The 25,919-nt window shown below is 51.6% G+C and carries 23 protein-coding genes; 4 read left to right on the plus strand and 19 right to left on the minus strand.

The window, feature by feature from the left end; genetic code table 11:
• Window positions 1-49 precede the first annotated feature (49 nt).
• The 5 genes from HYD27_RS00210 to HYD27_RS00230 form a co-directional block, all read right to left on the minus strand.
• The gene (locus HYD27_RS00210; RefSeq protein ID WP_219210190.1) at window positions 50-1,144 is read right to left on the minus strand and encodes a Gfo/Idh/MocA family protein; all 1,095 of its coding nucleotides are present in this window, start codon (window positions 1,142-1,144) and stop codon (window positions 50-52) included.
• Between the two features lie 46 nt (window positions 1,145-1,190).
• Window positions 1,191-2,036 (minus strand): sugar phosphate isomerase/epimerase family protein, encoded by an 846-nt coding sequence (locus HYD27_RS00215; protein WP_219210192.1) that lies wholly within the window; start codon window positions 2,034-2,036, stop codon window positions 1,191-1,193.
• Between the two features lie 77 nt (window positions 2,037-2,113).
• Entirely contained in the window at window positions 2,114-3,397 is a 1,284-nt protein-coding gene (locus tag HYD27_RS00220; protein WP_309241989.1) for an ABC transporter substrate-binding protein, read from the minus strand.
• Window positions 3,398-3,467: 70 nt separating this feature from the next.
• Window positions 3,468-4,304 (minus strand): carbohydrate ABC transporter permease, encoded by an 837-nt coding sequence (locus tag HYD27_RS00225; RefSeq protein ID WP_219210194.1) that lies wholly within the window; start codon window positions 4,302-4,304, stop codon window positions 3,468-3,470.
• Window positions 4,301-5,182 carry a carbohydrate ABC transporter permease gene (locus HYD27_RS00230; RefSeq protein WP_219210195.1) on the minus strand — a complete coding sequence of 294 codons (882 nt, stop codon included), beginning with the start codon at window positions 5,180-5,182 and terminating at the stop codon, window positions 4,301-4,303. Before HYD27_RS00230 ends, HYD27_RS00225 begins: the two co-directional genes overlap by 4 nt.
• A 145-nt stretch (window positions 5,183-5,327) precedes the next feature.
• On the opposite strand from HYD27_RS00230, the gene HYD27_RS00235 reads away from it, so the two are divergent.
• Together HYD27_RS00235 and HYD27_RS00240 are read left to right on the plus strand one after the other, a co-directional pair.
• Window positions 5,328-7,163 (plus strand): sensor histidine kinase, encoded by a 1,836-nt coding sequence (locus tag HYD27_RS00235; protein ID WP_219210197.1) that lies wholly within the window; start codon window positions 5,328-5,330, stop codon window positions 7,161-7,163.
• Window positions 7,141-8,754: a response regulator gene (locus tag HYD27_RS00240; RefSeq protein WP_219210199.1), complete on the plus strand. Its 1,614-nt coding sequence runs from the start codon at window positions 7,141-7,143 to the stop codon at window positions 8,752-8,754. The genes HYD27_RS00235 and HYD27_RS00240 overlap by 23 nt, the downstream gene beginning before the upstream one ends.
• A 168-nt stretch (window positions 8,755-8,922) precedes the next feature.
• Here the strand turns inward: HYD27_RS00240 and HYD27_RS32820 are convergent, their stop codons facing one another.
• The 14 genes from HYD27_RS32820 to HYD27_RS00310 form a co-directional block, all read right to left on the minus strand.
• Complete coding sequence (locus HYD27_RS32820; protein ID WP_375373883.1) at window positions 8,923-9,000, minus strand: DUF2292 domain-containing protein; 78 nt, start codon at window positions 8,998-9,000, stop codon at window positions 8,923-8,925.
• 69 nt (window positions 9,001-9,069) lie between these two features.
• Entirely contained in the window at window positions 9,070-9,723 is a 654-nt protein-coding gene (locus tag HYD27_RS00250; protein WP_219210207.1) for a nitroreductase family protein, read from the minus strand.
• Window positions 9,724-9,881: 158 nt separating this feature from the next.
• On the minus strand, window positions 9,882-10,262 hold the full coding sequence (locus HYD27_RS00255; protein ID WP_219210216.1) for a 4Fe-4S dicluster domain-containing protein: 381 nt from the start codon (window positions 10,260-10,262) through the stop codon (window positions 9,882-9,884).
• The gene (locus tag HYD27_RS00260) at window positions 10,259-11,893 is read right to left on the minus strand and encodes an FAD-dependent oxidoreductase (RefSeq protein ID WP_219211042.1); all 1,635 of its coding nucleotides are present in this window, start codon (window positions 11,891-11,893) and stop codon (window positions 10,259-10,261) included. The genes HYD27_RS00255 and HYD27_RS00260 overlap by 4 nt, the downstream gene beginning before the upstream one ends.
• A 324-nt stretch (window positions 11,894-12,217) precedes the next feature.
• Window positions 12,218-12,559: a 4Fe-4S binding protein gene (locus HYD27_RS00265; RefSeq protein ID WP_219210218.1), complete on the minus strand. Its 342-nt coding sequence runs from the start codon at window positions 12,557-12,559 to the stop codon at window positions 12,218-12,220.
• Window positions 12,552-14,186 (minus strand): FAD-dependent oxidoreductase, encoded by a 1,635-nt coding sequence (locus tag HYD27_RS00270; protein ID WP_375373876.1) that lies wholly within the window; start codon window positions 14,184-14,186, stop codon window positions 12,552-12,554. Before HYD27_RS00270 ends, HYD27_RS00265 begins: the two co-directional genes overlap by 8 nt.
• Window positions 14,187-14,229: 43 nt before the next feature.
• Window positions 14,230-15,093 carry an ABC transporter permease gene (locus HYD27_RS00275; RefSeq protein ID WP_219210220.1) on the minus strand — a complete coding sequence of 288 codons (864 nt, stop codon included), beginning with the start codon at window positions 15,091-15,093 and terminating at the stop codon, window positions 14,230-14,232.
• A 97-nt stretch (window positions 15,094-15,190) separates the two neighbouring features.
• Window positions 15,191-16,267, minus strand: coding sequence for an ABC transporter substrate-binding protein (locus HYD27_RS00280; protein WP_219210221.1), 1,077 nt, complete (start codon window positions 16,265-16,267; stop codon window positions 15,191-15,193).
• A 46-nt stretch (window positions 16,268-16,313) separates the two neighbouring features.
• Window positions 16,314-17,141, minus strand: coding sequence for an ABC transporter permease (locus HYD27_RS00285; RefSeq protein ID WP_219210222.1), 828 nt, complete (start codon window positions 17,139-17,141; stop codon window positions 16,314-16,316).
• A 351-nt stretch (window positions 17,142-17,492) separates the two neighbouring features.
• A complete protein-coding gene (locus tag HYD27_RS00290; RefSeq protein ID WP_219210223.1) occupies window positions 17,493-18,380 on the minus strand; it encodes a sugar phosphate isomerase/epimerase family protein in 888 nt (295 codons plus the stop codon).
• 37 nt (window positions 18,381-18,417) lie between these two features.
• Window positions 18,418-19,434, minus strand: coding sequence for a LacI family DNA-binding transcriptional regulator (locus tag HYD27_RS00295; RefSeq protein ID WP_219210224.1), 1,017 nt, complete (start codon window positions 19,432-19,434; stop codon window positions 18,418-18,420).
• A 152-nt stretch (window positions 19,435-19,586) separates the two neighbouring features.
• Window positions 19,587-21,161 carry a DUF3502 domain-containing protein gene (locus HYD27_RS00300; protein WP_219210225.1) on the minus strand — a complete coding sequence of 525 codons (1,575 nt, stop codon included), beginning with the start codon at window positions 21,159-21,161 and terminating at the stop codon, window positions 19,587-19,589.
• A 78-nt stretch (window positions 21,162-21,239) separates the two neighbouring features.
• Window positions 21,240-22,136, minus strand: coding sequence for a carbohydrate ABC transporter permease (locus HYD27_RS00305; RefSeq protein ID WP_309241990.1), 897 nt, complete (start codon window positions 22,134-22,136; stop codon window positions 21,240-21,242).
• A gap of 40 nt (window positions 22,137-22,176) precedes the next feature.
• The gene (locus tag HYD27_RS00310; RefSeq protein WP_375373877.1) at window positions 22,177-23,121 is read right to left on the minus strand and encodes an ABC transporter permease; all 945 of its coding nucleotides are present in this window, start codon (window positions 23,119-23,121) and stop codon (window positions 22,177-22,179) included.
• 320 nt (window positions 23,122-23,441) lie between these two features.
• Here HYD27_RS00310 and HYD27_RS32825 point away from each other — a divergent pair, with 320 nt between their 5' ends.
• The gene (locus HYD27_RS32825) at window positions 23,442-23,654 is read left to right on the plus strand and encodes a hypothetical protein (RefSeq protein WP_375373878.1); all 213 of its coding nucleotides are present in this window, start codon (window positions 23,442-23,444) and stop codon (window positions 23,652-23,654) included.
• Window positions 23,655-23,692: 38 nt separating this feature from the next.
• Window positions 23,693-25,861, plus strand: coding sequence for a beta-glucosidase BglX (gene bglX / locus HYD27_RS00315; RefSeq protein ID WP_219210227.1), 2,169 nt, complete (start codon window positions 23,693-23,695; stop codon window positions 25,859-25,861).
• The last annotated feature ends 58 nt before the right edge of the window (window positions 25,862-25,919 follow it).

A 25,919-nucleotide genomic window follows, 5' to 3' on the forward strand; every position in this document is an offset into this window, starting at 1 on the left:
GCAGTTCTTCGATAGACTGTCAGACTCCCTGCACACTAACTGCTACAGGTTAGCTGTCATGGGTGAAATACACCGTTTCACCCGATGCGGCCGATTGATAAATCGCCTCCAGAATCCGAGACACAACCAGCGCTTCCTCCGGCTTCACGAAGGGCTCTGTATCGTTTAAAATACATTCGATCCACAATCTCGCTTCCAAATCCGCCGGACTTTCACTCCTTTGGCCATCGAAAAAGGCCACGCTGTCCCCGCCGGCTGCCACACGGGTTTCATATAGCTTGCTGAACTTTTCCCCGTTAATCCGCAAGCCGTCGTGCATGTCCGCCCCGCCTTCGGTACCGCAGAGCAGCGTTTTGGCTTCCCGCGCTTCCAGTGTATTCAGCGCCCAGCTGCATTCCAGGGAAATGGTTGCCCCGTTCTCCATCTTAATAAATCCGAATGCGGAATCCTCTACCGTGAATTTTCCGGGGTCCCAAGGGCCCCACAGATTGGCCGCATTTTCCCGTGATCCCAGCTTATGAAATACAGATCCGCTCACACTGACCGGTTTATAGTTGTTCATCATCCATAAAGTCATATCCAGGGCATGTGTTCCGATATCAATCAATGGTCCTCCTCCCTGCAGCTCCTTATCGAGGAACACTCCCCAGGTAGGTACTCCTCTTCTGCGCATGGCGAGCGCTTTTCCGTAATAGATTTCACCCAGCTCACCCTGTTCGATCAATTTCTTCAAATGAAGGCTGTCCGGACGGTAGCGGTAATTGTAGCCAATCGTCAATTTTTTGCCTGTGCGTTTGGCTGCTTCCAGCATTAGTCTCGCATCGCCTGTGGTGATCGCCATCGGCTTCTCGCACATGACATGCTTGCCAGCCTCAAGAGCGGCAACCGTAATTTCCGCATGGGAAGAATTGGGTGTACAGATGTGTACAACATCAATGGACGGGTCCTTCAACAGCTCCCGGTAATCTGTGTAGACATCCGGAGCAAACGAGCCGAATTGAGCGGCGGCATTGCGGGCCCTTTCTTCTATGATGTCACAGAACGCTACCATCTCTGTCTGCGGCAGCCTGGCAAGGCTCGGCATATGTTTTGCATTAGCGATGCCCCCAGTACCTATAATACCTATTCTCACTTGAATATCCATTGCTTCGAACCTCCGCTAAATTAAGATATAAGTACATAGACATCAGCTATTTCATCAGTTCTTTCAGATTTCTGTAGCTCCGCTCCACGCTGTCCAGTTCATTGATTGCCGTCAGATCCTGCTCTACAAAAATATACTGCGCCGCACCGATTTCGCGGACTGCAGCCAAAATTCCGGGGATATCCATCATTCCGTCACCAATTTCCGTAAAATAAGCCGGATTGCGCAAAGCCATAAATTGCGGGTGCGTTAACAGCTCCGTATTGTCAATCGTCTCCAGAAGATTTGCAGGGAGCACCGTTGCCGGCAAGTCCTTCTGATGAATTTTGTCGCAGCGGGTTCCTAGCTTCTGCAGATAGGCCACCGGATCCGCACCGCCACGCAAAGCCCAGTAAGTATCGAATTCGATCTTAACCAGATCCTTATCCGTATGCTCAAGGATCATGTCCATGATCGGCTGATCGTCAATCTTCTGGAATTCATGAAAGTGATTATGATAGTAGAAATCGATTCCGATTTTTTGGGCCTGCTCGCCATAACGGTTCATATCGAGACAGAACTGCAGCACGTCTGCCTTTGATGTAAAGAAGCTGATCGGACACACAATGGATGTACTGCCAACTTCTTGATTGAAGGCGATCAAATCCTCCCAGGCCACACTATCAATAGGGAAAATATGAGTGGATACAATCTTCATGCCCAGATCCTCGATGACTCTCCGCGCTTCACCCGGAGGCAATCCACCGCCTGCCTGCAAGCCTTCACTGGAATTATGAATAGCAATCTCCAGATTCTTATAGCCAATTTCAGCAAGCTTCCGCAGCGTCCCGTGAAAATCTTTTTTCAGTTCCTCTCTTACGGAAAACAGCTGCAATCCAATGGTTAATTCCATAAGCTTACCCTCCTGTCTAATCGAATGGTTCCGAGCCGGGAATGCATCCGTCTCCGCTTCGAAACGCATATTGCAAATTAGTTCATCTTCTTATAAGCGGCTTGCAGCAGTCCAAGCACTTCTTCTCTTGCCACTTCTCCAGCCGCATATTTCTGCATGATGGTTCCCAGCTCATTAGTCGTTCCTTCCACATACTTAGGCCAGTACCATCCGAGAACCTTGTCTTGTTTAATGAACTCCAGGGCATCTGCGCTGATCGAACCGATATCCTCGGCTGAAGCCTCTATGTTATCCATCGCAGGAATGAACTTAAACTCCTGGGTGATGTACCTTTGCCCTGTTTCCGATGAGACGAGCCAGTTCAAGAATATCTTTGCCTGCTCTTTGACTTCAGACTTGCTGTTAATCACCCAGTAGTTGGGAACCCCAACGAACAATCTGTCATTCAGCTCGGCATCATCATTGATAGGCATCGGGAGAATGCCAAAGTTAAGATTGGGATCAAGACTGTCCAATGCCGGCTGTCCCCAGTTGCCAAGTGTGGTCATGGCGCCTTTCGCCGTGGCGAGCATATTAAGCTGTGTATTGTAATCTGTCGCCAGCGGATTGTCATTTCCGTTAGCGAGATTCAGATCGAACAAATCCAGCCAGTCTTCAAAAACCTGATTCCCTTCAATACTGGCGGTACCGTCATTTAATGCCTGAATAAAGGCGTTCGGATCCTCCTGCTTGGCCATGGGGTTATTAAATACAAACCGGCCAAGGGTATAGGTAGTGCTGTAGTTATTTACAAACGGCACGATTCCTGCGGCGTTTAATTGGTCGATCATCACTTTGAATCCGGTCAAGGTTTTGGGGAGCACCGTAATCCCGGCCTTTGCGAACAAATCCTTGTTATAAATGAAGCCCTGCGCCTCCAGATTCACAGGCATTCCATACAGCTTTCCGTCCTTCGTAATCGGTGCTTTGGCAAATTCCTGCACATGCTCAACCCAAGGCTGGTCGGACAAATCCTCCAGATAATCTATCCAGCTGATCATCTCGCTTTCTCCCGTATTGTTGAAAATGTCAGGGGCTTCACTGGCGGCAAATTTAGCCTTCAAGGCGACACTATAATCGCTGCCTATGGTGGATTGAATGTCGAGCTTGATCGAAGGATTTTCGGCTTCGAACTCTCCTTTCAGCTTCTCAAGCGCATCCACAATCTCCACCTTGGACTGGTAAATCGTTAACGTTACCGGTTCTTCTGCAGCTTCCGGAACGGAACCCGCAGTATTTGCTTCTGAATTCCCTCCGCCACAGCCCGCCAACACACCGAACATCAGACATGCACTTAACAGCCCCAACTTTTTGTTTTTCACTTGATTCGCCTCCTGTATGTTGAGCTTTTTGTATAATAAGCGGTTAATCCATATAGTGAATAACCGTCCATTAACCCTTGACCGCACCAGCGCTTATGCCTTCAATAACGTAACGCTGCAGAAAGAGGAAAAAAATAATCATCGGAGCAATACCCATTACCAAAGCCGCAAGAGCCATATCCCACTGCTTCAGATATTCGCCAAATAACGAGTTGATCGCCAATTGGATCGTATGAAGCGAGGTCTTCTGCAGAATGATCAGCGGCAGCATAAAGTCATTCCAGATCCAGAGTGTATTCAGCATCAGGGTCGTTACCGTCATGGGCTTCAATAAAGGAAATACGATCCGCCAGAACACTCCATACGGATTACAGCCATCCACCGTGGCGGCTTCTTCAATTTCCCGGGGAACCGATTTAACAAAGCCATGGTAAAGAAACAAGGTCATGCTCACACCCAGGCCCACATAACTGACGATCACTCCTGTTAAAGTGTTGACGATACCCGCAGTATTCAAAACCTTAACGAGCGGAATCATGATGGCTTGAAAAGGAATAACCATGGAAGCAACAAACAGCGAGAAGATCCCCCGGGTGAACCGGTTATCCGAACGCGCAATCCGGTAAGCTGCCATGGATGCGAATACCAGCAGGAAGAGGTTGCTCACAGCGGTTATGATCAGCGTGTTTTTTAGCACCAGTGTAAAGTTCAGCTTCTCCCAGGCGCGGATATAGTTGTTGAAATCGAGGAAAGGGGGGAGTCCCATAGAGTCGAGCAAAATATCGGACATGGACTTGAAAGAGTTGGAAAACACAATGTAGAACGGAAGTAAAAACAGAATGACCAGTGCTATCAAAAGGATCTCCAAAGCCAGAAGCTTGGAACGAGGACGAAGTACCTTACTCATGCTTCCACCTCTTTCCGCTTCGTAATGTACACTTGCACAGATGTGATAACAAGTATGGCAACAAAATAAATCAGAGCCTTGGCTGTACCGAGACCAAAACGGTTATACTGGAAGGCTTCAAAGTAAATATTCATGGCAATGGATTCAGTAGAACGAAATGGCCCCCCACTCGTTAAGGAGTAATTGACATCGAACATTTTGAAGGCTACGGAGATCGACCAGAACAGGCAAACTGTAATCGCCGGCATAATGAGCGGAAGAGTCAGGTGGCGCAGTTTCTGCCAGCTGTCCGCTCCGTCGATATCTATCGCTTCTTTCAGCTCACTAGGCACATTCATGAGACCGGCAATATAAATAACCATTACATAACCAGCCTCCTGCCAGACCTTCACGATGACAATCGCCCAGAAGGAGGTGTTAGACGTCCCCAGCCAGGAGAGTTCAAAAAATCCGATTCCTGTAAGTTCCCCTATAGTGGCAAAGCCCCTGGTGAAGATAAACTGCCAGATAAAGCCCAACAACACACCTCCAAGAACATTGGGAATAAAGAACAGGGTCCGAAGCGCATTTCTTGACCGCAGCGGTTTCGTCAGCATGTAGGCAAGCGCAAAGCCCAGCAGGTTGGACAGAACCACGATAACGACAGAGACTCTGGACGTAAACCAGAACGATTGGGCAAAATCCACATCATGCATAAAGATATTCTTGAAATTATCAAGGCCGGTCCAGTTGGAAGAAGCGGAAATACCGTTCCAATCTGTCATGGAATAATAAATTCCGAAGATAAAAGGAATTACAACAACGAAAACATAGAATAAAAATGTGGGGGCTATAAATATAACATCTTCGCGTAAACTTTTTGTCACTTTTTGTTTCATCCATGTCTTCCTTTCTGTTGTGTTACCGTTTATTATAGGGAAAAGCATGAGATTACCTACTCACAATAGTGATATAAATGGGGGACAATATTGATATTTCCGAATTAGCGTTATTAAATGTGACATATGTGATCGGGGTGACTTCATGAGATTCCTGTCAAAAAGCATACAAAACAAGCTGATCCTGCTGCTGCTTATCTCCACGGTAATTCCGAGTGTCATTTCTACGGTTGTGATTTATTTCTACACGACAGAATCTCTGAAGGACCGTGTCCTGGATGAGAATTTGCAGCTTCTGTATCAGGGAGGAACCAATATCACCAACTATATGGAGAATGTCCGGCAAATGACGCTTGCGCTGTACAATAATACCTTTCTCTACAACATTGTCGAAAAGGGCCTTTCGGATTACGCAAGTGAAATGACTCTTTATGCAGGATTATCAAATTTATCCAAGATGGTTGATGAAACCCTGCAAGTCTATTATTTTAATTCAATTAACGAGCACTCGTATCTGTACGTGAATAGTTCCTTTATCCGTGCAACAACGGGTATGAATCTGGAGGATGACATTATTGAACAGGAAGTTCAGAAAAGGGAAAACTACACTGTTGAGCCGACCCATATTATAGACAACTACAATATCAGGCAGGCTTACACGAATTATTCGAACAAGTATGTAATTTCGGCACACCGGCAATTAATTCATTATCCCAGCGGAGAATCGATGGGGAATTTATCTGTTGACGTCGGGATCAGCCAAATCTATTCGCTGTGCAGACAGCTGTTTGCCGCCGGAAACGAGGATTTGTATCTGTATGATCACAACGGTAAAATCATTTTTTCCTCCGATTCTTCCAGTCTCTCGGGACAAACACTCAGCTCTCTTTGGAAGGCGGAAATTGACAACGCGGCAGGTCCATCGGGGACATTTGAGTTCAGCAACAATGCTTTTAAAGGCATAGTTATCTATCAATCCATAACATTGGACGGATCAGAGTGGACTTTGGCTAAGCTTATCCCATTCAGCGAGCTATTCAGCGACGCGCGTCAGCTTGTATTCATTCAGTCCCTGATTGCCCTTGCCTGTCTTGTCGTCATCGTCATCGCTACCTTATGGATTTCGGTCCATTTCACCAACCCCATTCGAAGGCTTGCCCACCACATCAACCGGGTGCGAGCCGGCCATTTTAACGAAGAATTGAATATTGAACGCGAGGATGAGATTGGCGTGCTGGCCGATAATTTCGCCAATATGATGCAGACGATTAATGAATTTATTAACAGAGAATACAAGCTTAAACTCATTAACAAGACCGCTGAGCTTAAGGTGCTGCAATCGCAGATCAATCCCCACTTTCTCAATAATGTCCTGCAGACCATAGGTTCCCTGGCTCTGAAAGCTGGTGTTCCCAAGGTATATGAGCTTCTGGCCTCACTGGCCCAAATGATGCATTACAACATGGGCACTTCAGAGACGGTTGTCACACTGGGCAAGGAAATGGAATATGTTGAGGATTACCTCAATCTGCAAAGCAACCGGTTCAAGGACAAGCTGCAGTTCGAGTTTCATATTGCTGATTCCACAGCCCGGCTGAATGTGCCCAAAATGATTATCCAGCCGGTTGTCGAAAATTATTTCAAACATGGCTTCACCCGTCCAGGCCAGGGATTTATCAGCATAAGCAGCTGCATCGAAAATAGATTTCTGATGATTTCGGTAGAGGATAACGGGATTGGCATCCCGGAGGAACAAAGAATCCGGCTGCAGGAGAAGCTGGATGAGGAGCAGCAACCGGACAGCCATGGCTCATCCAGCATCGGTCTGATCAATGTGGTGTCAAGACTCCGGATATATTTTGGCAGCGAATCAACCCTTTCACTGATTCCAAGGGAACCCCATGGCTTGTATGTCCTTTTGAAGATTTCATTACATCAAAATCCGGGAGGTTTGGATATTGAAAGCGATCATAGTAGATGATGAACAATATGTCCGGGAGGCCATTTATTTATTAGCGGATTGGAAGAGGCTGGGGATCGAGGAGGTGCTCGAAGCCGAAGACGGCCTGCAGGCTATAGAAAAGATCTCGGCAGAACAGCCGCAGATTGTCATTACGGATATGATTATGCCGCTCCGCAATGGGGTTTTCTTGCTGGACTGGCTATACTCCCATCATCCTCATAGCAAAATCATTGTTGTCAGCGGTCATAATGATTTCGAGTATATGCGGCAGACCATACTGTCCGGCGGATTGGATTATTTACTTAAGCCCGTGAAGCAGAGACAATTGAATGCGGCGATTGACAAGGCGATTCTCACCTGGAACAGGGAAGAAGAAATGCGCATAAGCAACCGGAAGAACCAGGCAGAAATGATTGAGTTCAAGTCGGAATATGTATATAAGTTTCTCTCCAATGCACTGCTGGACCCCGGCTTGTTCAACAGCAAAAACCCCTATATTACCGATCAGCTTCCCGAAATTTCAGAAGCGGCCATCTGCAGAGTCGGCGTGGTCAACTTTATGCTTCCAAGCAATATCCAAGCCGCCTCCAAAAACCCCACTCGGATTTTCTCTGCCCTGCTGAAAATTTCCCATCTGATGATGGCCGCCGCCAAGTGTGGTACCGCTTTTCAGAATTGGCACAGCTCCAATGAACTGGTATTGCTGTTCTGGTCGAAGCTGGACAGACCCGCAGATGTCATCCGGCAAATCAACGAAGAGCTGTTCCAGAGCTTTGGATTCCGTTCCGACTTTTCCGTCAGTTCAGCGTTCCCGTTCCCGGGGGGAATCCGCAACGCTTATCTGCAGGCCTGCAAAATCCTGCGTCAACGCAACCTGTTGAATGGAAAGAACCGCGTGCATATGGAAATCCCCGCCTATGCCCCCGCCCGAAATACCGCCTTGCAGATGAAACCGGTCGAAGACAAGCTGCTGTTGGCAATCAGAAGCGGAAATCAAGAGCAAATCCAAGGCTTTCTGGAAGAATGGTTCAGCGGTATCAAGCAAATGGAGCAGCTGACCCTGGAACAATACGATACTTGGTTCAAAGAATATTCTTTGCTTAAAGCAGGGTGGCTTGAGCAGTATTCGGGAATTAACAGCCAGGACCATGTCCAATCATACGTCTCTCCTTCCCTTCCGCTTAATTATTCCGGCACCCCCGACTTTCTGGCGTGGCATCACGGATTATTGCAGGACATTGCTTATCTGGTTACCCGGTTCGATAATTTCCAGCAGCAGACCCAGCATACGATTTATGCCATTGCCCAATACATTGAGGATAATTACAAGTATGATTTATCTCTGCAGGATATCGCCGATCAGTTCCAATTGAGCCGTGAGCATATTTCCCGAAAATTCAAACAGGTGTTTCATGAGGGTCTGACCGAATTCCGCAATCGGATCCGGATTGAAAAAGCGAAGGTCCTGCTTCTTAATCCGCAGTTAAAAGTGGATACCATCGCCGAGATGGTTGGCTATAAGGACGAAAAATATTTTAACAGAATCTTCAAAAAGTATACTTCCAGCACCCCCAAAGCATTCAGATTGAATGCGAAGGAATTGGGCTAAATGCTTTTTTCAGCTGCGGTATCTGAAGGGGCAGATAGACTACATGCGTCTGGAGATACTCGTTCAAGCCATGTTTGCCGTCCGCGCCGCCGATGCTGTATTGATCCGGAAGCGTTGCAGGCGCCTCCGCCGGAGCGGGCCCCCGCTGTCTTCTCGCGGGAGGCTGCGTCACCTCGTATAGTCGTAGCGGCTTCGTTCTTTCCGGTCAATTTGGGCGATCCGCCCGTCGTGGACGGTGATTTGCACTACCCGGTAAGCCAACCCTGATGGTCTTCGACCAAACCTCCGTCACCTCGAAATTGCGTTCCATTTGCTTCACTCCTCTTGAATTTCCGTTCTGCTGCCGTTTACGTTGACCGGCAGAATACTCTCCGCCAAAGGTCTTCTGCCATTGGGCTTCTCAGCCTCACGGAAAGTCTCCTCAAGCGTCTCCGCATCTCCCCGATAGCCAAGCGCAATTACCACATGCAGAGCGATATGCTCCGGGGTTTGCAGCACCTCCCTGGCCAGCTCCTGATCGAAGCCGCCAATTGCCCTGGTTGACAAGCCCAGCAGGCCAGCCTGAAATGCAAGCGCAGCCCAGGCCGCACCGGTATCGAAGGCATGTACACCATTGGGCGCGCCGTTCTCCCGAAATTTCTCGGAAGCGATCAGCAGCAGTACCGGAGCTTTGTCCGACCACAGACGGTTGCGAGGTTTGATAAACTTACGGAATTCAGCAAGTTCAGCTTCTGTGCGCGCAATATAAAAGCGCCAGGGCTGCTGATTCCCGCCGGACGGAGACCAACGGGCCGCTTCCAGCACTGTGAACAGCTGCTCATCTGTAAGCGGCCGGTCGGCATAAGAGCGTGGCGACCAGCGGTTCAATATTATAGGGCTTACCGGATAATCGGGAGTCCGGCCGGCGGCCACCTCCGGATTGTAGCCCGCCTTAACGTGTATGTCTAGTTCACTTGCATTGCTGCTCATTTAAATCAATCCCTTCCATATATAATAAGCGCTGCTATAAGCAGCTTTTGCAACCTTGTTTTGCGCACGGGAGACCAATGTGCATTAATGGCATCAGAGTTGGTACAATCTTTATCAAAGCCGCCTCTCATCCGGAAGCATACGGATTAAGAATAGGCCTAACCTGTAGTTGGGGTCTTTACATCCGAAATTCCTGCAGCTCTGACCGGACGTGGAGGAAGAATCCGGTCAATGAACTGCGTCTGGTCGCGCGCCGCCAGCTTCGTCCGCCCCGGGCCCCAGCCCAAAGCCGCCCGCCAGCTGCCAAGCACTCCCTGCTCCGCAAGCTCCTGTTCATTCGCCTGCAGCTTTTCATCTGCATAAGGTGAAACATACAGGGCATCTGCGGGACAATAAGCCTCACAAATAAAGCAGGTCTGGCAATCCTCCTGACGGGCAATTATCGGGGCATGATCCGTGCGGTCAAATACATTCGTAGGACAGACCTTTACACATAAGCTGCAGCCAATGCAGCGCTCTGTACTGACTAATTCAATCATCCGTTTGTCGCCTCCAATTCCTTCTGCGGCCCAGCCGCTCCTGTCCTTTCCGTCAGGAAGGAGCGGTCGGGCCGCACTCGAATTTGCTCCAGTCCCGAGACCAGCAGGCGATGGTGCTGGTTAGGGTCCAACTCGGGATATTCGGCCAGAATATGCAGTCCCGCCCCCCTGTTCTCCTTCCTGGCCAGCGCGGCAGTATATATCCAGCGCGCCGTCGCCGCCATTGCTGCCGCTTCGCGCGCATGCACCCGTTCGTGCACATTCACCGGAGCCTGTTCGTTTACTCTAGGCCATAACGCCTGCAGCTTTTCAAGTGCCGCGCTCACCCCCGGCTCTGTACGGAAGTAATTAATCTCAAGCGGCAGCACCTGATCCTGCACAGCCTTGACCAGCTCCCGGGTAAATACTTTGGAGTCAGCCGTTGTATGCTGAAGGGAACCGCCTGCTTGACTCTTCAGTCCATACTGTCCTGCAGGGCGCAGATCACGTCCGGCAGCCTCTTTCTGATGCGATAAGGCATAGGCAGCCGCTCCGGCACCCGACCATGTTCCCGAACAGATGGCCCAGGAAGCGTTGAACGCTCCGCCGCCGGAAGCCGCACCCGTAATCCGTTCCCGGGTAGCTGCATCTCCCGCTGCGTACAAGCCGGCAACTGTCGTTCCGCAATCGTCAGTGACAATGCGCAACCCGCCTGTCCCCCGAACCGTTCCCTCGTAACGCAGTGTCAGCGGGAACGGTTCGGTGAACACATCGATGCCGGCCCGGTCATAGGGAAGAAAGAAGATGGCGTGAGAAGAACGCAGAATCGCCTGCTTCTCCGGTGTATCCGCCTTATTCATAATGGCATAGAGCGGCTCTTTTAACAGATGCTTTGCCAGGAAATCGCCGTTCTGTGTTCCCTTCAGTTCATTGCCGTTCTGGTCATAATAGGTCGCCCAACCGAGCAGCCGGGAGCGTGTATTGGTGCTAAAGGCCGGACTGGGCGCATATTTCCGCGAGAATTCCATGCCGGACAGCTCGGCGCCGACTTCGCCGCCCAGCAGATATCCGTCGCCGGTCAGCACATTGCACCCGAGACCCTTGCTTAGGAAGGCGCAGCCTCCTGTAGCTATGACCACTGCATTCGCCCGGACCTCCCAATCCTTGTCCTCCTGCCGCATTACACCTCTGGCTCCGCCAACGCCGTGTCCATCGACAAGCAGTTCCAGTGCCGGAGCATGGTCCAGCACCTTTACACCAGCCTTCTTCACAACTTTGCGCATCAATCCCATATATTCCGGTCCCTGCAGATGCCCCCGCTGCGGAATCCCTTGCTCATCCTTGATGAAAGGATATCCCCACTGCTCAACAAGCTCCAGATTGATATAGACCTGATCCAGAACCCGGTGAATCCATGGCGCTTCCGAGAGCTCTCCGCCCGACTTCATTCTTTGCAGCACTGCCTGTTCCCTGAGCTCCCGGTCCGGCGGAAGATACAGCAGATTGGTGCCGCCGGGCGCGGTTGCACCGCTGGAACCCAGATAGCCTTTATCCACCAGCACCACCTTGGCTCCGTTCTTGGCGGCACTCCAGGCCGCCCATGCACCCGCGGGACCTCCTCCAATGACTAGGACATCCGTTGTCAGCTGCATCAATGTATTTTCGCTCTTTGCCACAGTCACCAGTCCCCTTTCCCCGTAAAAGCCGGCTTAATCCGGATTAAATCCCCCACAAACAGCAAAGAGATGCATATCTCTTCCCTTTGGCCCGTACAAAATCACGGAAGTCCAGAGAATGAAACATACATCTCCATGTGAATGGTCAATGTCAACAAGATCACCAACAAAACCAAGTTATTTAGTTAGCATTTAAATTATGCAGATTTCATCCTACCACCCGCTCACCGGGATGTCAACGGTTTAAAGCGGCCGATGTTCAAAATAAGAGATTGGCGTCAAAAAAATAACGCCGGCAGCTTATTTCCTGTCCGGAAGCATCTGCTTGGACAGCTCGTAAATCTGCGGAGAACTGGCAATAGGCGTTCTGCCCTTGCCCCAGCCAATGGTTTTCCGGTAGCTGCCGAGTTGCCCCGACTCCGCCAAGGCCTCTTCACTTACCGTTACATCCTGATCCGGCTGAGTGGCCACATAAAGCGCATCGGCGGGACAGTACACCTCACACATAAAGCAGGTCTGGCAATCGGACTTGCGGGCAATAACCGGGACGCCGTTATCGCCTTTGTCGAATACATTGGTAGGACATACCGAGATACATAAGCTGCAGCTGATACACCGTGTTTCACTTACTAGCTCAATCACAGCCCGCACCTCCTTCGCTTGCCGCATCCTCCGGTTTGACCCACACCTTATCGAGACCGCCGCTCAGCAGCCGCCGCTGCTGGGCGCTGTCCGTTTGCGGACAATCCTCGCGCCGGTGCATGCCCCGCGATTCTGTCCGGGCCAGTGCTGATGCATACATCCAGCGGGCCGTGGCCGTCATCGCCGCAATCTGCCGCGTCTGCGGGTGGAGATCCGCAGAAGGTGCCGCCTCGCTGCGGATCTCCTGCCAAAGCCGGTCCAGTCGTCCAAGAGAGCCGCGCAGCTTCTCCCCGGAACGGAACAGATTCCGCTCAAAGGGCGTAACCTCCTGCTGGACAGCCAGTGTGTAATCCCCCCACCGGTCCTCCCCCAAAGCCGGGATTTGGGCTGAAACGGTATTTGTAACCGGAGAAGCAGCGGCGGTGGAAGAGAGCCCCTTCAATACGCGGCGTGCGGCGCTTCCCGCCGCCTTGAGAGCATAATCCGCAGCGCCTTGGCCGGCAAACACGCCCGAAGACATTGCCCACGCCGAGTTATGGCTGCCTCCGCCGCTGACGGCCCCGCAGAACAGTTCCCTTGTTGCAGCATCTCCGGCTGCATACAGCCCCGGTACTCTGGTAGCGCAGGACGAATTGACCAGATTGAGTCCACCCGTGCCGCGGACGGTTCCTTCAAAACGCATCGTTATTGGAAACCGTTCGGTGAACGGATCAATTCCGGCACGTTCAAACTGCATGAAGAAATTGCTCTGCGACCAGGGAAGCAGCGGCCGCAGCCGTTCCGGCGTCCGGTCCAGCCGGCAGTACACCGGCTGGCTCATCAATGCTTTGGCAATGGCAGCCTTGCCGCGCATGGCATCTGCGCCTTCAATTATGCTCCCGTCTTCATAGTAAAACGTTGCATAGCGGTAGAAGGAGCCTTTTGTAACCGACGAGAAGGTCGGAGAGATGTAATACGCATTGGAGAACTCCATGCCGGACAGCTCAGCCCCGGCTTCGGCGGCCAACAGATAGCCGTCGCCGGTCAACACATTGGTGCCAAGCGCCTTGCTTAAAAATGCACATCCTCCGGTAGCGATTACAACTGCTTCAGCACGTACCCGCCATCGCCCGCCTGCTTGTCTGCGGGAGCCTTCGGCACCTGCTACCCCTTCTCCATCTGCCAGAAGCTCAAGTGCCGGACTGTGATCCAGTATAGTCACTCCCGCCAGCTTGACCCGCTTGCGCATCAGCCGCATATACTCGGGTCCCTGCACACTTTTCAGATAAGGCCTGAAATCTTCTTCGAGTGGAAAGGGATAACCCCAATGGTGCAATTTGTGCATGTTCTGATAGGTTTGCTCCAGAATATGCATCGACCACTCACGATTGGACAATCCCCCGCCCATTTCATAGCGGCTGTTCACGGCCTCTTCACGCACGCGCTGTTCAGGCTCGGTATAAATAATACCCGAGCCCGATGCCGCCGCAGCCCCGCTAGAACCGCAATAGCCTTTGTCGGCCAATACCACGCGCGCGCCCTTCGCCGCCGCAGTCACTGCCGCCCAAGCCCCGGCGGGACCACCGCCAAGGACCAATACGTCCGCCAGCAAGTCAACATCGTATTCATCAGTCCTTCCCAATGACAATTCCCCCCTCTGTTAATTTCGCTACGGCCGGCTCATGCGGCGTTCAGCCTTGATAGCTATCACGCCACTTAAGCCATTTTATTTCCATCATTCGGACCAGCAAGTCAGTCAGCAGGCCCACAAGGGCAAATAAAAGTACACCGGCAAAGAGCAATGGAGCATCCATTGTTTGCTGCGCCCGCAGAATGATAAAACCGATACCCGCGTTGGAGCCAATCATTTCGGCGATAAACAAGCCAATCCATGCCAGTCCGAAAGCAATTCGTATCCCCAGTAGAATGTGAGGCAGCGAAGCGGGCAGGATCAACAATGAGATTTGCTTAAAACGGCTGAATTGCAAAATGCGGGACACCTCAAGCAGCTTGGAGTCGGCACTGCGGATACCAAGAAAGGTATTAATGTAAAGAGGAAAAAAAGTGCCTTTGGCAATAATTAATATCTTCGACGTTTCACCAAAGCCAAACCAAATCAGAATAAGCGGCGCAACCGCCAGATGCGGGATCATCCGGATCATCTGTACTGTCGGGTCCAGCGCATGCTCGAACGGCCGAAACATTCCCGCTGCAATTCCGAACAGCAGGCCGAGAACACCGCCTATGAGAAATCCGGACAGGACCCGGACAAGGCTTGTCTGCAGATCACTGTAAAATTCTCCCGAGCCCAGCAGACCCAAAAAGGCGTTGATAATCGCAACGGGGCTTGGCAGCAGCTCCCCGGAGACAAGCCCTGCAGAGCAGGCCGCCTGCCACAAGACCACAAGGCTGACCGGCACAATTGCCCCTGCCATATAATCGTTTAGTCTGGTACGGTTGTCTCGCCTGGATATTCTCCTTTTCCGGGCCGGTGAAGTCCGGAGTAAGATTGCCTTCTTCTGCGGCGTTCCTGCCCGGCTGCCTTCAACACTCATGCCATTCTTCCCCCTTCCCCTTGCATGGGAACAGCTGCCCTCCGCATCTAATTACGGGCAGGGCAGCCGCCGTGTCATTGGCTGTCCGGTGGCACGGTCAGCTTGACTGTGCGATCCATTCCTTAATATCAAAATCCTCCTCAATCAGCTTTTCGTCGAGCAGAAACTTTTTAACATCTTCAAGCTGCTGCAGACTCGCGTCTGTATAGGACGACTCGGCAATATTTTCAATCGGGTCCGTCTGTTTGACAATCTCCGGCTCGAAGCCGTTTATTTCAGACAGAAAATCATAATATGCATCCGGCTGTGTTTTCAAATCCGCCAAAGCCTTGGCGCGCAATTCGGTCCACACCTTCGGAAATTCCGGAAATTCGCTTAAATATTCTTCACTTGCCACCGTAACGAGCGAGCCGGACAGGGAGGGATTATTGGAGGAATTATCAAGCTCCGGATAGCCCTTGGCAATTACGCTGAGCGCAGTGCCGCCGTTTAGCGAACCGGCATCAATATCTCCCCGGGCCAGCGCCGATTCCACATCAGAAGCGTTCAGCTGAAGCAGTTTGTCCGGTTCAAAGATGCCTTCCTTGGCCAGAATGCCGGCTGTATAACGGTGCAATACGGAACCCTTCTGCGTGGCTACCTTTTTGCCCTTCAGTTCAGCCACCGAACTTACGCCGTCTTTCTTGCCTATCAAATAAATAATGATACTGTTCGAGGGCTGGCCGACCAGCTTCGTTTTGGCGCCGCGGGAACGGGCCGATATTGCCGGAGTATCTCCGTAGATGCCGATGTCCAGACGTCCGCCGATCAACGCCTCATTCAGGTCGGAGCCGCCGTTAAAACCTACGAATGTAATATTGGCAACACCCAGCCCGGCCAGCCCATCGGTTATGATGCCGTTGCTGAAGCCCCAACCCTCCGCGCCTCCGGGGAGATTCTTCTTGTTATTTCCAATGTATCCGATCCTCAGCTCGGCGGGCGCCTTGAGAGTCTCGGCAGCCGCTGCGTTCTCAGGAGCTGCCGTTGCGGAAGGGGCAGCTGACGAAACCGCCTGCCCATTGCCTGCCGGGCTGTTAAGATTGCCTGAATTTCCGCAGGCCTGTACCAGCAGCAGCATGGCAATACCGGCAACAAGGGGTAGAAAGCGCTGTCTGTTTCTGTTTAAGATTTTCATACGATAAGCTCCTTTAGGGAAATGTCCCGGATAAATGAAATTCAAATTAATGCTCGTTGCCGCGCCAGCGCAGCAGCCTGCGCTCCATCAGCCTCACGAGCGAATCGGTGCCCAGCCCGACAAGCGCAAAAATGACGATGCCTACAAATACAACAGGTGTATTGGTAAAAGTCCGGGCGTCAATCATTAGAAAACCAATCCCCGAAGTGGGCCCGACCAGTTCTGCCACAACCAGACTCAGCCAGGCGACGCCCAGCGATAGACGCAATCCCATCAGAATACTCGGCATTGCGGCGGGAATGACCAGCCTGAGCAGCTGTTGAGGCCGGGAGAACGCCAGCACCTTCGAGACCTCAAACAACCGGTTATCCGCATTGCGAACACCCAGAAAGGTGTTCAGGTATAGCGGAAAGAACGCGCCTGTCCCGACCAGCAAAACCTTCGACAGCTCGCCAAAGCCAAACCACAGGACAAAAATGGGCGTAATCGCCAATTGCGGAATCATCCGTAGCATTTGCAGCATCGGATTAAGCATCCGCTCTGTTTGGCGGTAAAGTCCTACCAGGAGACCGGTAATAAGCCCCAAACTGCCGCCCAATGCAAAGCCGCCGGCCCATCTAAGGGCACTGATTCGAAAATGATAGTACAGCTTGCCCGATTCAGTCAGCCTGTAAAAGGAAAGCGCAATCCTGGAAGGAGGCGGAAACAGCAGAACCGAGATCCATTCCATCCGTCCGAGAATCTCCCAAATAATGAGAAACAAAATTGGAAACGCCGCCCCGACGGCAAGACGCTTAAGCTTCGCCGCTTCGCCAGACTTTCGCGCTGGCAGCAGCCTAGAATTGCTCCTGAATTTTGACGGATATTCGCTCATCCGTTCCTCCCTTTCCCATGCCTGCAAAGCTCATGTGTCCCACGGAGATACTCAAATGAATTAACGCTTTTATGCATCACAGTAAAGTGATATAATCCAACCCGGTATGGATATCGCCTCCCGTCTTCAAATCACACTATTCTCATAAGAATTTATTAATATGATTAATATAGTCGCACAATTATATAAAAGTCAATCATATTAATTTTTAATTTAAAGTTTAGATGTTCCAATAAAGAAATGCGATTAGAATAAGGGGAGGATTTAAGCTGAGGATATGTCCTAAGCCACACAAAAAGGAGCAGCGCTATGCCTGCTCCTTTGAATATAATATCAGTTTCCCGTCCACCATTACACCGGATTAGGCACGAAGCTGCCGCCGCGGCAGTACTTCAAATAATTCAGCGCATGGACCTGGCCGGTCATTTCCAGCTCGTCCCGGTATACGGGATCATGCCAGCCCTCGATATCGATCGTGCCCTTGTAGCCGGCCTGGCGCAGGATCGTGATTACATCGGCCCAGTTGGTATCCCCGAAGCCGGGGGTCCGGTCCCATACATATGGCTTCGGACCATGGATGCCGTATTCCTTCACGATATCCCAGGCGATGGTGGCATCCTTGCCGTGCACATGGAACACCTTGTCCATCCATTTGCGCAGCTGCGGAAGCGGATCAATCAGCGCAATCAGCTGGTGGCAGGGCTCCCATTCCAGCCCGAGATTGTCGGCCGGAACGGCATTGAACATCTTCTCCCAGGCTGAAGGATTGTGGGCGATGTTCCACTCGCCGGTCTGCCAGTTCCCGCCCATGGCGCAATTCTCAAAGGCAATCCGCAGGCCGCGGTCCGCCGCCCGCTTCGCCAGCTCTCCGAATACCTCCGTAAATTTCGGCAGGGACTCGTCGATGGACAAGCCCGGCAGCCGCCCGGTGAACCCGCCTACAATATCGGTGCCGAATAAGTGGGCATGATCAATCAGCCGCTCCCAGCTGGCGAGCGCATCGTTGCCGCCGTCCTTGCCTGCGAGCGGATTGCCATAGATGCCCACGGAGGAGATGACAAAATCATGCTCCGCGGCCAGCTCCCGCAGCCTCTCCGCCGTTTCGGCCAGATCGGTTTCGCCGGTGGTCTGCCAAAAGTTCAGGTTGAACGATTCGAAGCCATGCTGCACAATCTGCGGAATGACGGCGGCGGCTTCCCCGCCGCGGACGATCGTACCTATTCTTAATGGTTTTTGCATTCCGGATATCACTCCAATGAGGGTTTATAGTCGGCTCTTAACGAGCTTTGATCATCTTGCAGGAGCCGCGTTTGAGCAATACCGCATCGTAGACAATATGCTGGTTGCTGGACCGTCCGGAAATAAGGTCGAACAGTACACCCACGCTGGATAAGGCCATTTCCGTACCCGGCTGGCTGATCGTATCGAGGGAGGGGTGGTAATATTCAGCCATCTCGATTCCGTCAAAACCAATGACCGAAATATCATCCGGGATAGACAGCCCTGCGGTAAGCACGGCTTTGGCTGCGCCGATCGCAATCGTGTCCGAGGCGGCAAAAATAGCCGTCAGCCCCTTGTTCTTGTTGAGCAGTCTTCGCGCGGCAGCAAACCCCGAGCTGGGACTGTACTCACAATCCTCAACCAGCCCGGCATCGAAGGGCAAACCATGCTCCTCGAGCGCTTTTTTGTAGCCCAGGCACCGGCGGTTGCCTGTCGTTTCATCCAATAATGGAGACTTGGCCAGGAAACCGATATTCGTATGCCCGAGTGAGATCAGATATTTGGTGGCCTTATAGGCCTCCTTCAATTCATTGATAATGACACTGGAGAAGATGTCCGGGTCCACCTGCTGCGTTGAAGTGATGGTTGTCAGCACAAAAGGAACCGTCAGCTGTTTGAATTTCTCCTCAGAATGGTTATAGGTTCCGCCCATGAAGATAATCCCGACCAGATTCTTCTCCTTCACCAGCTGGATTGCTGCATTGATTTCATCCGTTCCATCCTCCACCTGCTGGATCAGAAACGGGTACCCCCGCAGATTAACCTGCCGTTCAATTTCTTTGATCATATTGGAGAAGAAGGGATTGGTAATCCCCTTGACCATGAGTGCAATGTTCTTGGATTGCGTAGTTTTCAAATTCTGCGCGTTGGAATTGGGAATGTAATTGTATTCCTTGACCACACTTAGAACCTTCTCCCGTGTGGCCTTGCTCACCAGTCCCTTGTTGTTGATCACCCTGGAAACCGTCGAGATGCCAACACCGGAAATCCGCGCGATATCCTTGATATTCACGTCCACTATACTCCTCCATTTAGGGGCAAGGGAGCTATAGCGGTTATAGCTCCCTTACGACTGTTAACATTCCTTTAGAGCGTGCCGTCCAACCGGATTCCCGGGAGGGCAATCCGGCATTGTCCCGCAATCGCCGGGCCTGAAGGCAGCTCCTAGTTGACAGGAACAAATTCTGCCAATTGCTTCTCTACTTCGGCAATGACCTTGTCAACTCCTGCTTTTTGCAGCTGCTCGCGGTAATCCGCAACCGCCGCTTTGGGGTCCTTGCTTGTTTTGCCAAGCATCAGCTGAATGCCCAGCTGTGAATTGACATTGGAGATGGCGGCAATTTCCGTAGTCACATTCGATGGATCAAAGCTGAAGCCGTTGTACGGATCATCGATGGCGACTTTGTCCCATTCCGCGAACAAGGAGTTGCGGATCGGATTTTCGGTATCGCTTGGAACCACGAATTTGTCATTTCTGAGGGACCAGGCCGAGAAGCCGCCGGCATCCGTTTTTTCATTGTAGCCCGGAGGATTCTTCTTCACACCGTCTTCAATGACATATTGCTTGCCTTCAATTCCGTATTGAATAAGGTTGTAGTAGCTTTGATCGGTCATGAACTTCTCAATCACCATCAGTGCGCGTTCCGGATTGGCCGAGTTGGTGCTGATTACGGTGGAGTTGTCCACGCCCATCTTGCGTTTGATCTTCTTATTGGCTTCAGCGAAGGTGAAGAAGTAAGGGTCTGAATCCGGCTGTGCCTTCAAATCCGCACCATATTGGCCGATCCAGTCCTGGGCATGCGTCAGATAGCCCGCAGAATTGGCCGCCCGGAAGTTATCCTTGCCGCCGAGGGTTGCAGACAGCACGTCCTTGCTCCAATAGCCTTTATCCGCCCATTCGCGCATCTTCACAGCCCAATCCTCGAACTCCTGGGTGAAGGCCGGATGAAAGACGGTTTTATAATCCTCGGGACTTTTGGTCACCAGATTCAGTTCATTTAAAGAAATCCCCGGTGCATTAAGCCACATATCCGTGGTGTCCACCAGCATTCTGAACATATTCGCCGCATCTTCAGCCTTCCCGTTAATCGGCGGGAACGATTCATTCTCGACGACATTATCCATATATTCGACCATTTCGTCCAGAGAGGTGATTTTATCCATACCATATTTCTTCAGCAGGTCCGAACGGTAGGCATATCCGGTAGGCGTATATTCGCTGTAAAGACTCGGAACGCCATAAATTTTGCCCTTGTACTTGGTATTCTCCCAGACACTGTCCGGGATTTCCGCCTTCAGCTTGGGAGCAACCTTGTCCAGCATCTCAGTAATGTCCACCAGAGCGCCTTCACTGGCCAGTGTAAAGTAAGAGACCGGCGCTCCGGGAGAGGCATGCGACATATCAAACTTTTCACCGGAAGCGAATAACAACGGGTACTTGGTCGCCGTATCCGGCCAGTCGATATACTTCACTTCAATGGTTGCATTGAGATCCGCCTTCAGCTTCTTGTTGATCTCGGCGAGAATCGCCTTGTTGGCCACCCCTTCGCTGCCCCACAGGTAGTACACCAGCTTGGCCTCCTTGGAAGTATCCGCGCCTCCTGTGTCAGCCGAGCTTTCCGGTGCTCCCGAAGCTGCCGGAGCATTGCCGGACTCATTGCTGTTGGATGTGCAGGCTGTTAATACCCCGGCAAGCATGAGGACAGCGATTAAAGAAGACACAATCTTTTTGCCTTTCATTAGGTAAGCCTCCCTTTTCTCTTCTATATTATGAAATCTGTCATTTATAATAAACGCCCTTCGACAAGCAGGCGTCCATTAACCCTTTACAGCCCCGATGGTAAGGCCTGTTACGAAATAACGCTGAACAAACGGATAGAGGAGAATAATCGGCCCGGTGGCCAGCACGGCTGTAGCCATCTTGATGGATTGCGTCGGCAGATCGGCTGTATTGATGACCGCCCCCGAGTTGATGAGAGCACCAAGGTTCGTCTGGTTGACCATTCGCTGCAGGAAGTATTGAAGCGGATATTTCGCCGGAGTGTCGATATACAGCATCCCGTTATACCATTCATTCCAAAAGCCCAGCGCCGAGAATAGTCCAATGGTCGCCAGGGAGGGAACCGCCAGCGGAATAAAGATCCGCCAATAGATGCGGAAGTCGCCGGCACCGTCGATGGTAGCGGATTCATATAAGGAATCAGGAATCGCCTTCATGAAATTGCGCATCAGGAAGATGGACCAGGCGCCCACCACACCCGGCAGAATCATGGCGAACAGGCTGTCCTTGAGATGAAGGTGCTTGACCATCAGAATATAGGCTGGAATCAAGCCGCCGCTGAAGAGCGTCGTGAAGTAAATCAGAAAAGAAAAGAAATTGCGGTATTTGAAATCCTTGCGGTTGAGCACGAAGCCGGCCATCGACATCATAAACAGTCCAAGGACCGTACCCACTACGGTGATAAAAATAGTGACCTGGTACGCATTCACCAGCTGGGTAGAGTTGCCCAGCAGCATCTCGTAAGCCTTAAAGGAAAATTCCTTCGGCAGCAGCTTGTAGCCCTCGCGGACAATTTCCTGCTCGTTCATGAACGAGGACGAGATCATTAGCGCAAAAGGAAATAAGCAAATCAGCGCAAAGATTGTAATGCTTACATAGCTGACCCCTTTAATGAGGATACTGCCGGAGTCCTGTTTTATGGTTGACTTTTTCACTGTCATCACCCCTGTTTCATATCTGGACCAAGTAGAATTGTTAAAACAACGCGCTGTCCGGTTCGACCTTGCGTACGATAAAGTTGACTGCCAGCACCAGAATCAGGCCGAATAAGGATTGGTAGAAGCCTACGGCCGCTCCCATCGAGAAGTTGAACTGCCCCACCAGGGAACGGAAGACATACGTATCAATGATATCCGTCTGCGGATACAGTACGGAGTTGGTGCCGATCAGATTATAGAACAGGTCGAAGGAGCCTTTGAGAATCCCCCCCATCCCGAACAGCAGCAGCAGAATGAAGGTTGGCTTCAGAATCGGCAGGGTCATGTAGCGGATCCGCTGCCAGGTAGTGGCCCCATCCATATACGCAGCCTCGTACAAATCATGATTAATTCCAGTGATGGCCGCCAGATAGACAATCATCCCGTATCCGGTTCCGGCCCAGATCTTGAAGGCCACAATGATATACTTCCAAATCCCCGGATCGGAATAGAACTCATAACGGTCCAGCCCGGCACCGGCAAACAGTGTGTTGATAAAGCCCGAGTTGAAATTGAAGATATTGTAGGCAAACACGCCGACGATAACCATGGAAATGAAGTTGGGAAGGAGAATGACGGACTGGGACACCTTTTTGAACCATTTGCCCGAGATTTCGGACAGCATAATGGCAAATACAATTTGAATGATATTTCCCAAGGCGAGAAAGACGAGATTGTAGAGCAGCGTATTTTTCGTAATATTCCAAAGATCGCCGTTTTGAACCAGGAATTCGAAATTTTTCAGGCCGATGAACTGGCTTCCGAAAATCCCCTTGTTGAGATTGTAGTCTACAAATGCGACATAAGCGCCTGGCATTACCGCATAGTGGAAGATTACAAAATACAGAATTACAGGCAGCAGCATGAAAAAAAGAACCTTGTTCTTGATCACTTCCCGGACAATATTCCCGCCTGCATGCATAAATCTTGCCAATGAGCCCACCTCCAGTTTTAACGATAAACAGCGTGACTAACAATATAGAAACGTTTCCATAGTTTTTTTGGAACTCCCCTTGCGAAGAGCATACTCCTGAAATGTATACGCTGTCAATCGAAATTATTTTTTAATTTCAAGTACTAATATTACATTTTTTGGGCGATTTTTTCTGAAATATCCATTACTTTAAAGATTATTGACAATTTTTTATCTGGAGACTAATATCGAAGAGTAACAAATATGGAAACGTTTCTATTAAATTTTTTGCGGAAAATGTCACCCTTATATATGACATCTGCTTATGAATTCCCTTTACACTTCATACCATGTGTCCAGGCTACTCAAACGCATCTGAACCAGCCCGTTTCGGGGCTCCCGCATCCGCTTCACGGCAGGGCAGCCTTGTCATTGATCCGGCGCTGCCTGCCAGTCTGGGCGGACTGCGCTTCACTTATGATTGCTTCGGCCGCATCCTGACCCTGGTTTATCACATCGGCTCAGGCCCGTCCCGCACACCGGAGCTGCACATCTATCTATAACAATAACTTTCCGTGCGCCCTGGAAGAAGGAGTTAACCATGACGAAACCGTTTATCCAAGCTCTTGTGAATGATATGACGCTGGACGAGAAGCTCGCCCAATTAACCCAGCTGGGTCCTCACTATTGGGGTCTGGACGATACCGTGGATTTAACGGGTCCGTTCAAGGAACTAAGCATAGAACCGGAGGTAATTAAAAGCATTGGAAGCGTACTGAACGGCATTGGGGCCAGGAATGTAATCGAGCTGCAGACCCGGCACCTGCAAATGAGCCGCCAGAAGATCCCTCTGCTCTTCATGGCGGATGTCATTCACGGCTACCGGACCATTCTGCCGATACCGCTGGCGATGGGCTGCAGCTTTGACCTGGCGGCCTGTGAAAGATTCGCCGAGCTTGCCGCCAAGGAGAGCGCGGCGGCAGGCATTCACGTTACCTTCTCGCCCATGACCGATCTCGTACGCGATCCGCGCTGGGGACGCGTCATGGAAACCTCCGGCGAGGACCCTTATCTCAATGCCCGGGTTGCCGAGAGCATGGTCCGCGGCTATCAGGGCAAGGACCTGAAGGAAAAAGGCCGCATCGCGGCCTGTGTGAAGCATTTCGCCGGCTATGGTGCGCCCGAAGGCGGACGCGAATACAACACGGTGGATATGTCCTCCGGTGTATTGCGTGAATTTTATCTGCCTGCTTACAAAGCAGCCGTAGATGCCGGGGTAGCCATGGTGATGGCGGCCTTCAATACGGTAGACCGCATCCCGGCAAGCGGCAATAAGCCGCTTCTCCGCGGAATCCTGCGGGAGGAATGGGGCTTCGGCGGCGTGACCATCGCCGACTTCAATTCCGTCAATGAGCAGATTCCCCATGGCGCTGCGCAGGATGGCCGTGAGGCCGCGGAGAAAAGTCTGGCGGCCGGGCTGGATATGGAAATGATGTCCACCCACTATCTGGGCCATGGCGCCGAACTGGTCGAGCAGGGCAAGCTGAATGAGGCTGTGATCGACGAAGCGGTCGTCCGGGTGCTGGAGCTCAAGGACGCGCTGGGCCTGTTCGACAATCCGTTCAAGGATGCCGATCCGCTGGCGGACGAGGCGGCTGAACCGGACACAGAGCATCTGCAGGCTGCGCGGGAGCTGGGGGCCGGCTCGGTTGTGCTGCTCAAGAATGACAATGAAGCCTTGCCGCTTAAGCGCGGGCTGAAGATCGGCCTGGCCGGTCCCTTCGCAGCCTCTGCTCAGGTGCTGGGCGGCTGGGCCGGGACGGAAAAGGATTCCGCCGTATCGCTCTACACCGGAATTTCGCAAAAAACCTCTGCCGGAGACATTCTCACGGCCATGACCGGCGAGCTGGGCAGCATGCTGGAGGGGATCTTTGATGTCGGGGATGAAACGGAAGAAGCGTATAACCGCTTGAAGGATTGCGATGTCATTCTTGCCGCCGTCGGCGAGAATCAACAGGACACCGGGGAAGGCGGCAGCAAGGCCGGCCTGCGCCTGTCGCCCAATCAGGAGAAGCTGATATGGCGCCTGAAGGATACCGGCAAAAAAGTTATCACCATTGTATTCAGCGGCCGTCCGCTGGAGCTGAAGCCTGTCCTTGAGGCCAGCGACGCCCTGGTGCAGGCCTGGTTTCTGGGTACAGAGTCCGGGAATTCGCTCGCCGATGTGCTGTTCGGGGACTACAATCCCTCCGGGCGTCTGTCCATGAGCTTTCCCTATACGGTGGGGCAAATTCCGGTATATTACAATGCCTATCAGACGGGACGCCCCTATGATCCACAGTATCCGCAGGTCCGTTATGTAACCCGGTATCTGGACTGTCCCAATGAGCCGCTGTTCTGCTTCGGCTACGGCCTGAGCTATTCCCGTTTTGCCTACAGCAGCTTTGCGGTTGAAGCCGCTGAAGCCGCTGACCGGATTACCGCTTCCATTGAGGTAGAGAACACTTCGGACATCGCCGGCAAAGAAACCGTCCAGCTCTATATCCGCGATGTCAGCGCCAGTGTCGTGCGTCCGGCCAAAGAGCTGAAGGGCTTCCGCCAGCTGTCCCTGGCCGCGCATGAGAAACAGAAGGTCTCCTTCGGAATCACAAGGGATATGCTGATGTTCTACGGCATGGACGGCCAGCTTGTCTTCGAGCCGGGGGAATTTGACATTATGATCGGCAGAAACTCCGGAGACCACAGCTCACAGCGGATCTGGATCGGCTGACCTGCGCATAGCCCGCAGCATAACTGAAAGCGCCAACCCCCATCACCTTTACGGTGCA

Source organism: Paenibacillus sp. S150 (assembly GCF_019352175.1).
Lineage (GTDB): Bacteria > Bacillota > Bacilli > Paenibacillales > Paenibacillaceae > Paenibacillus_AQ.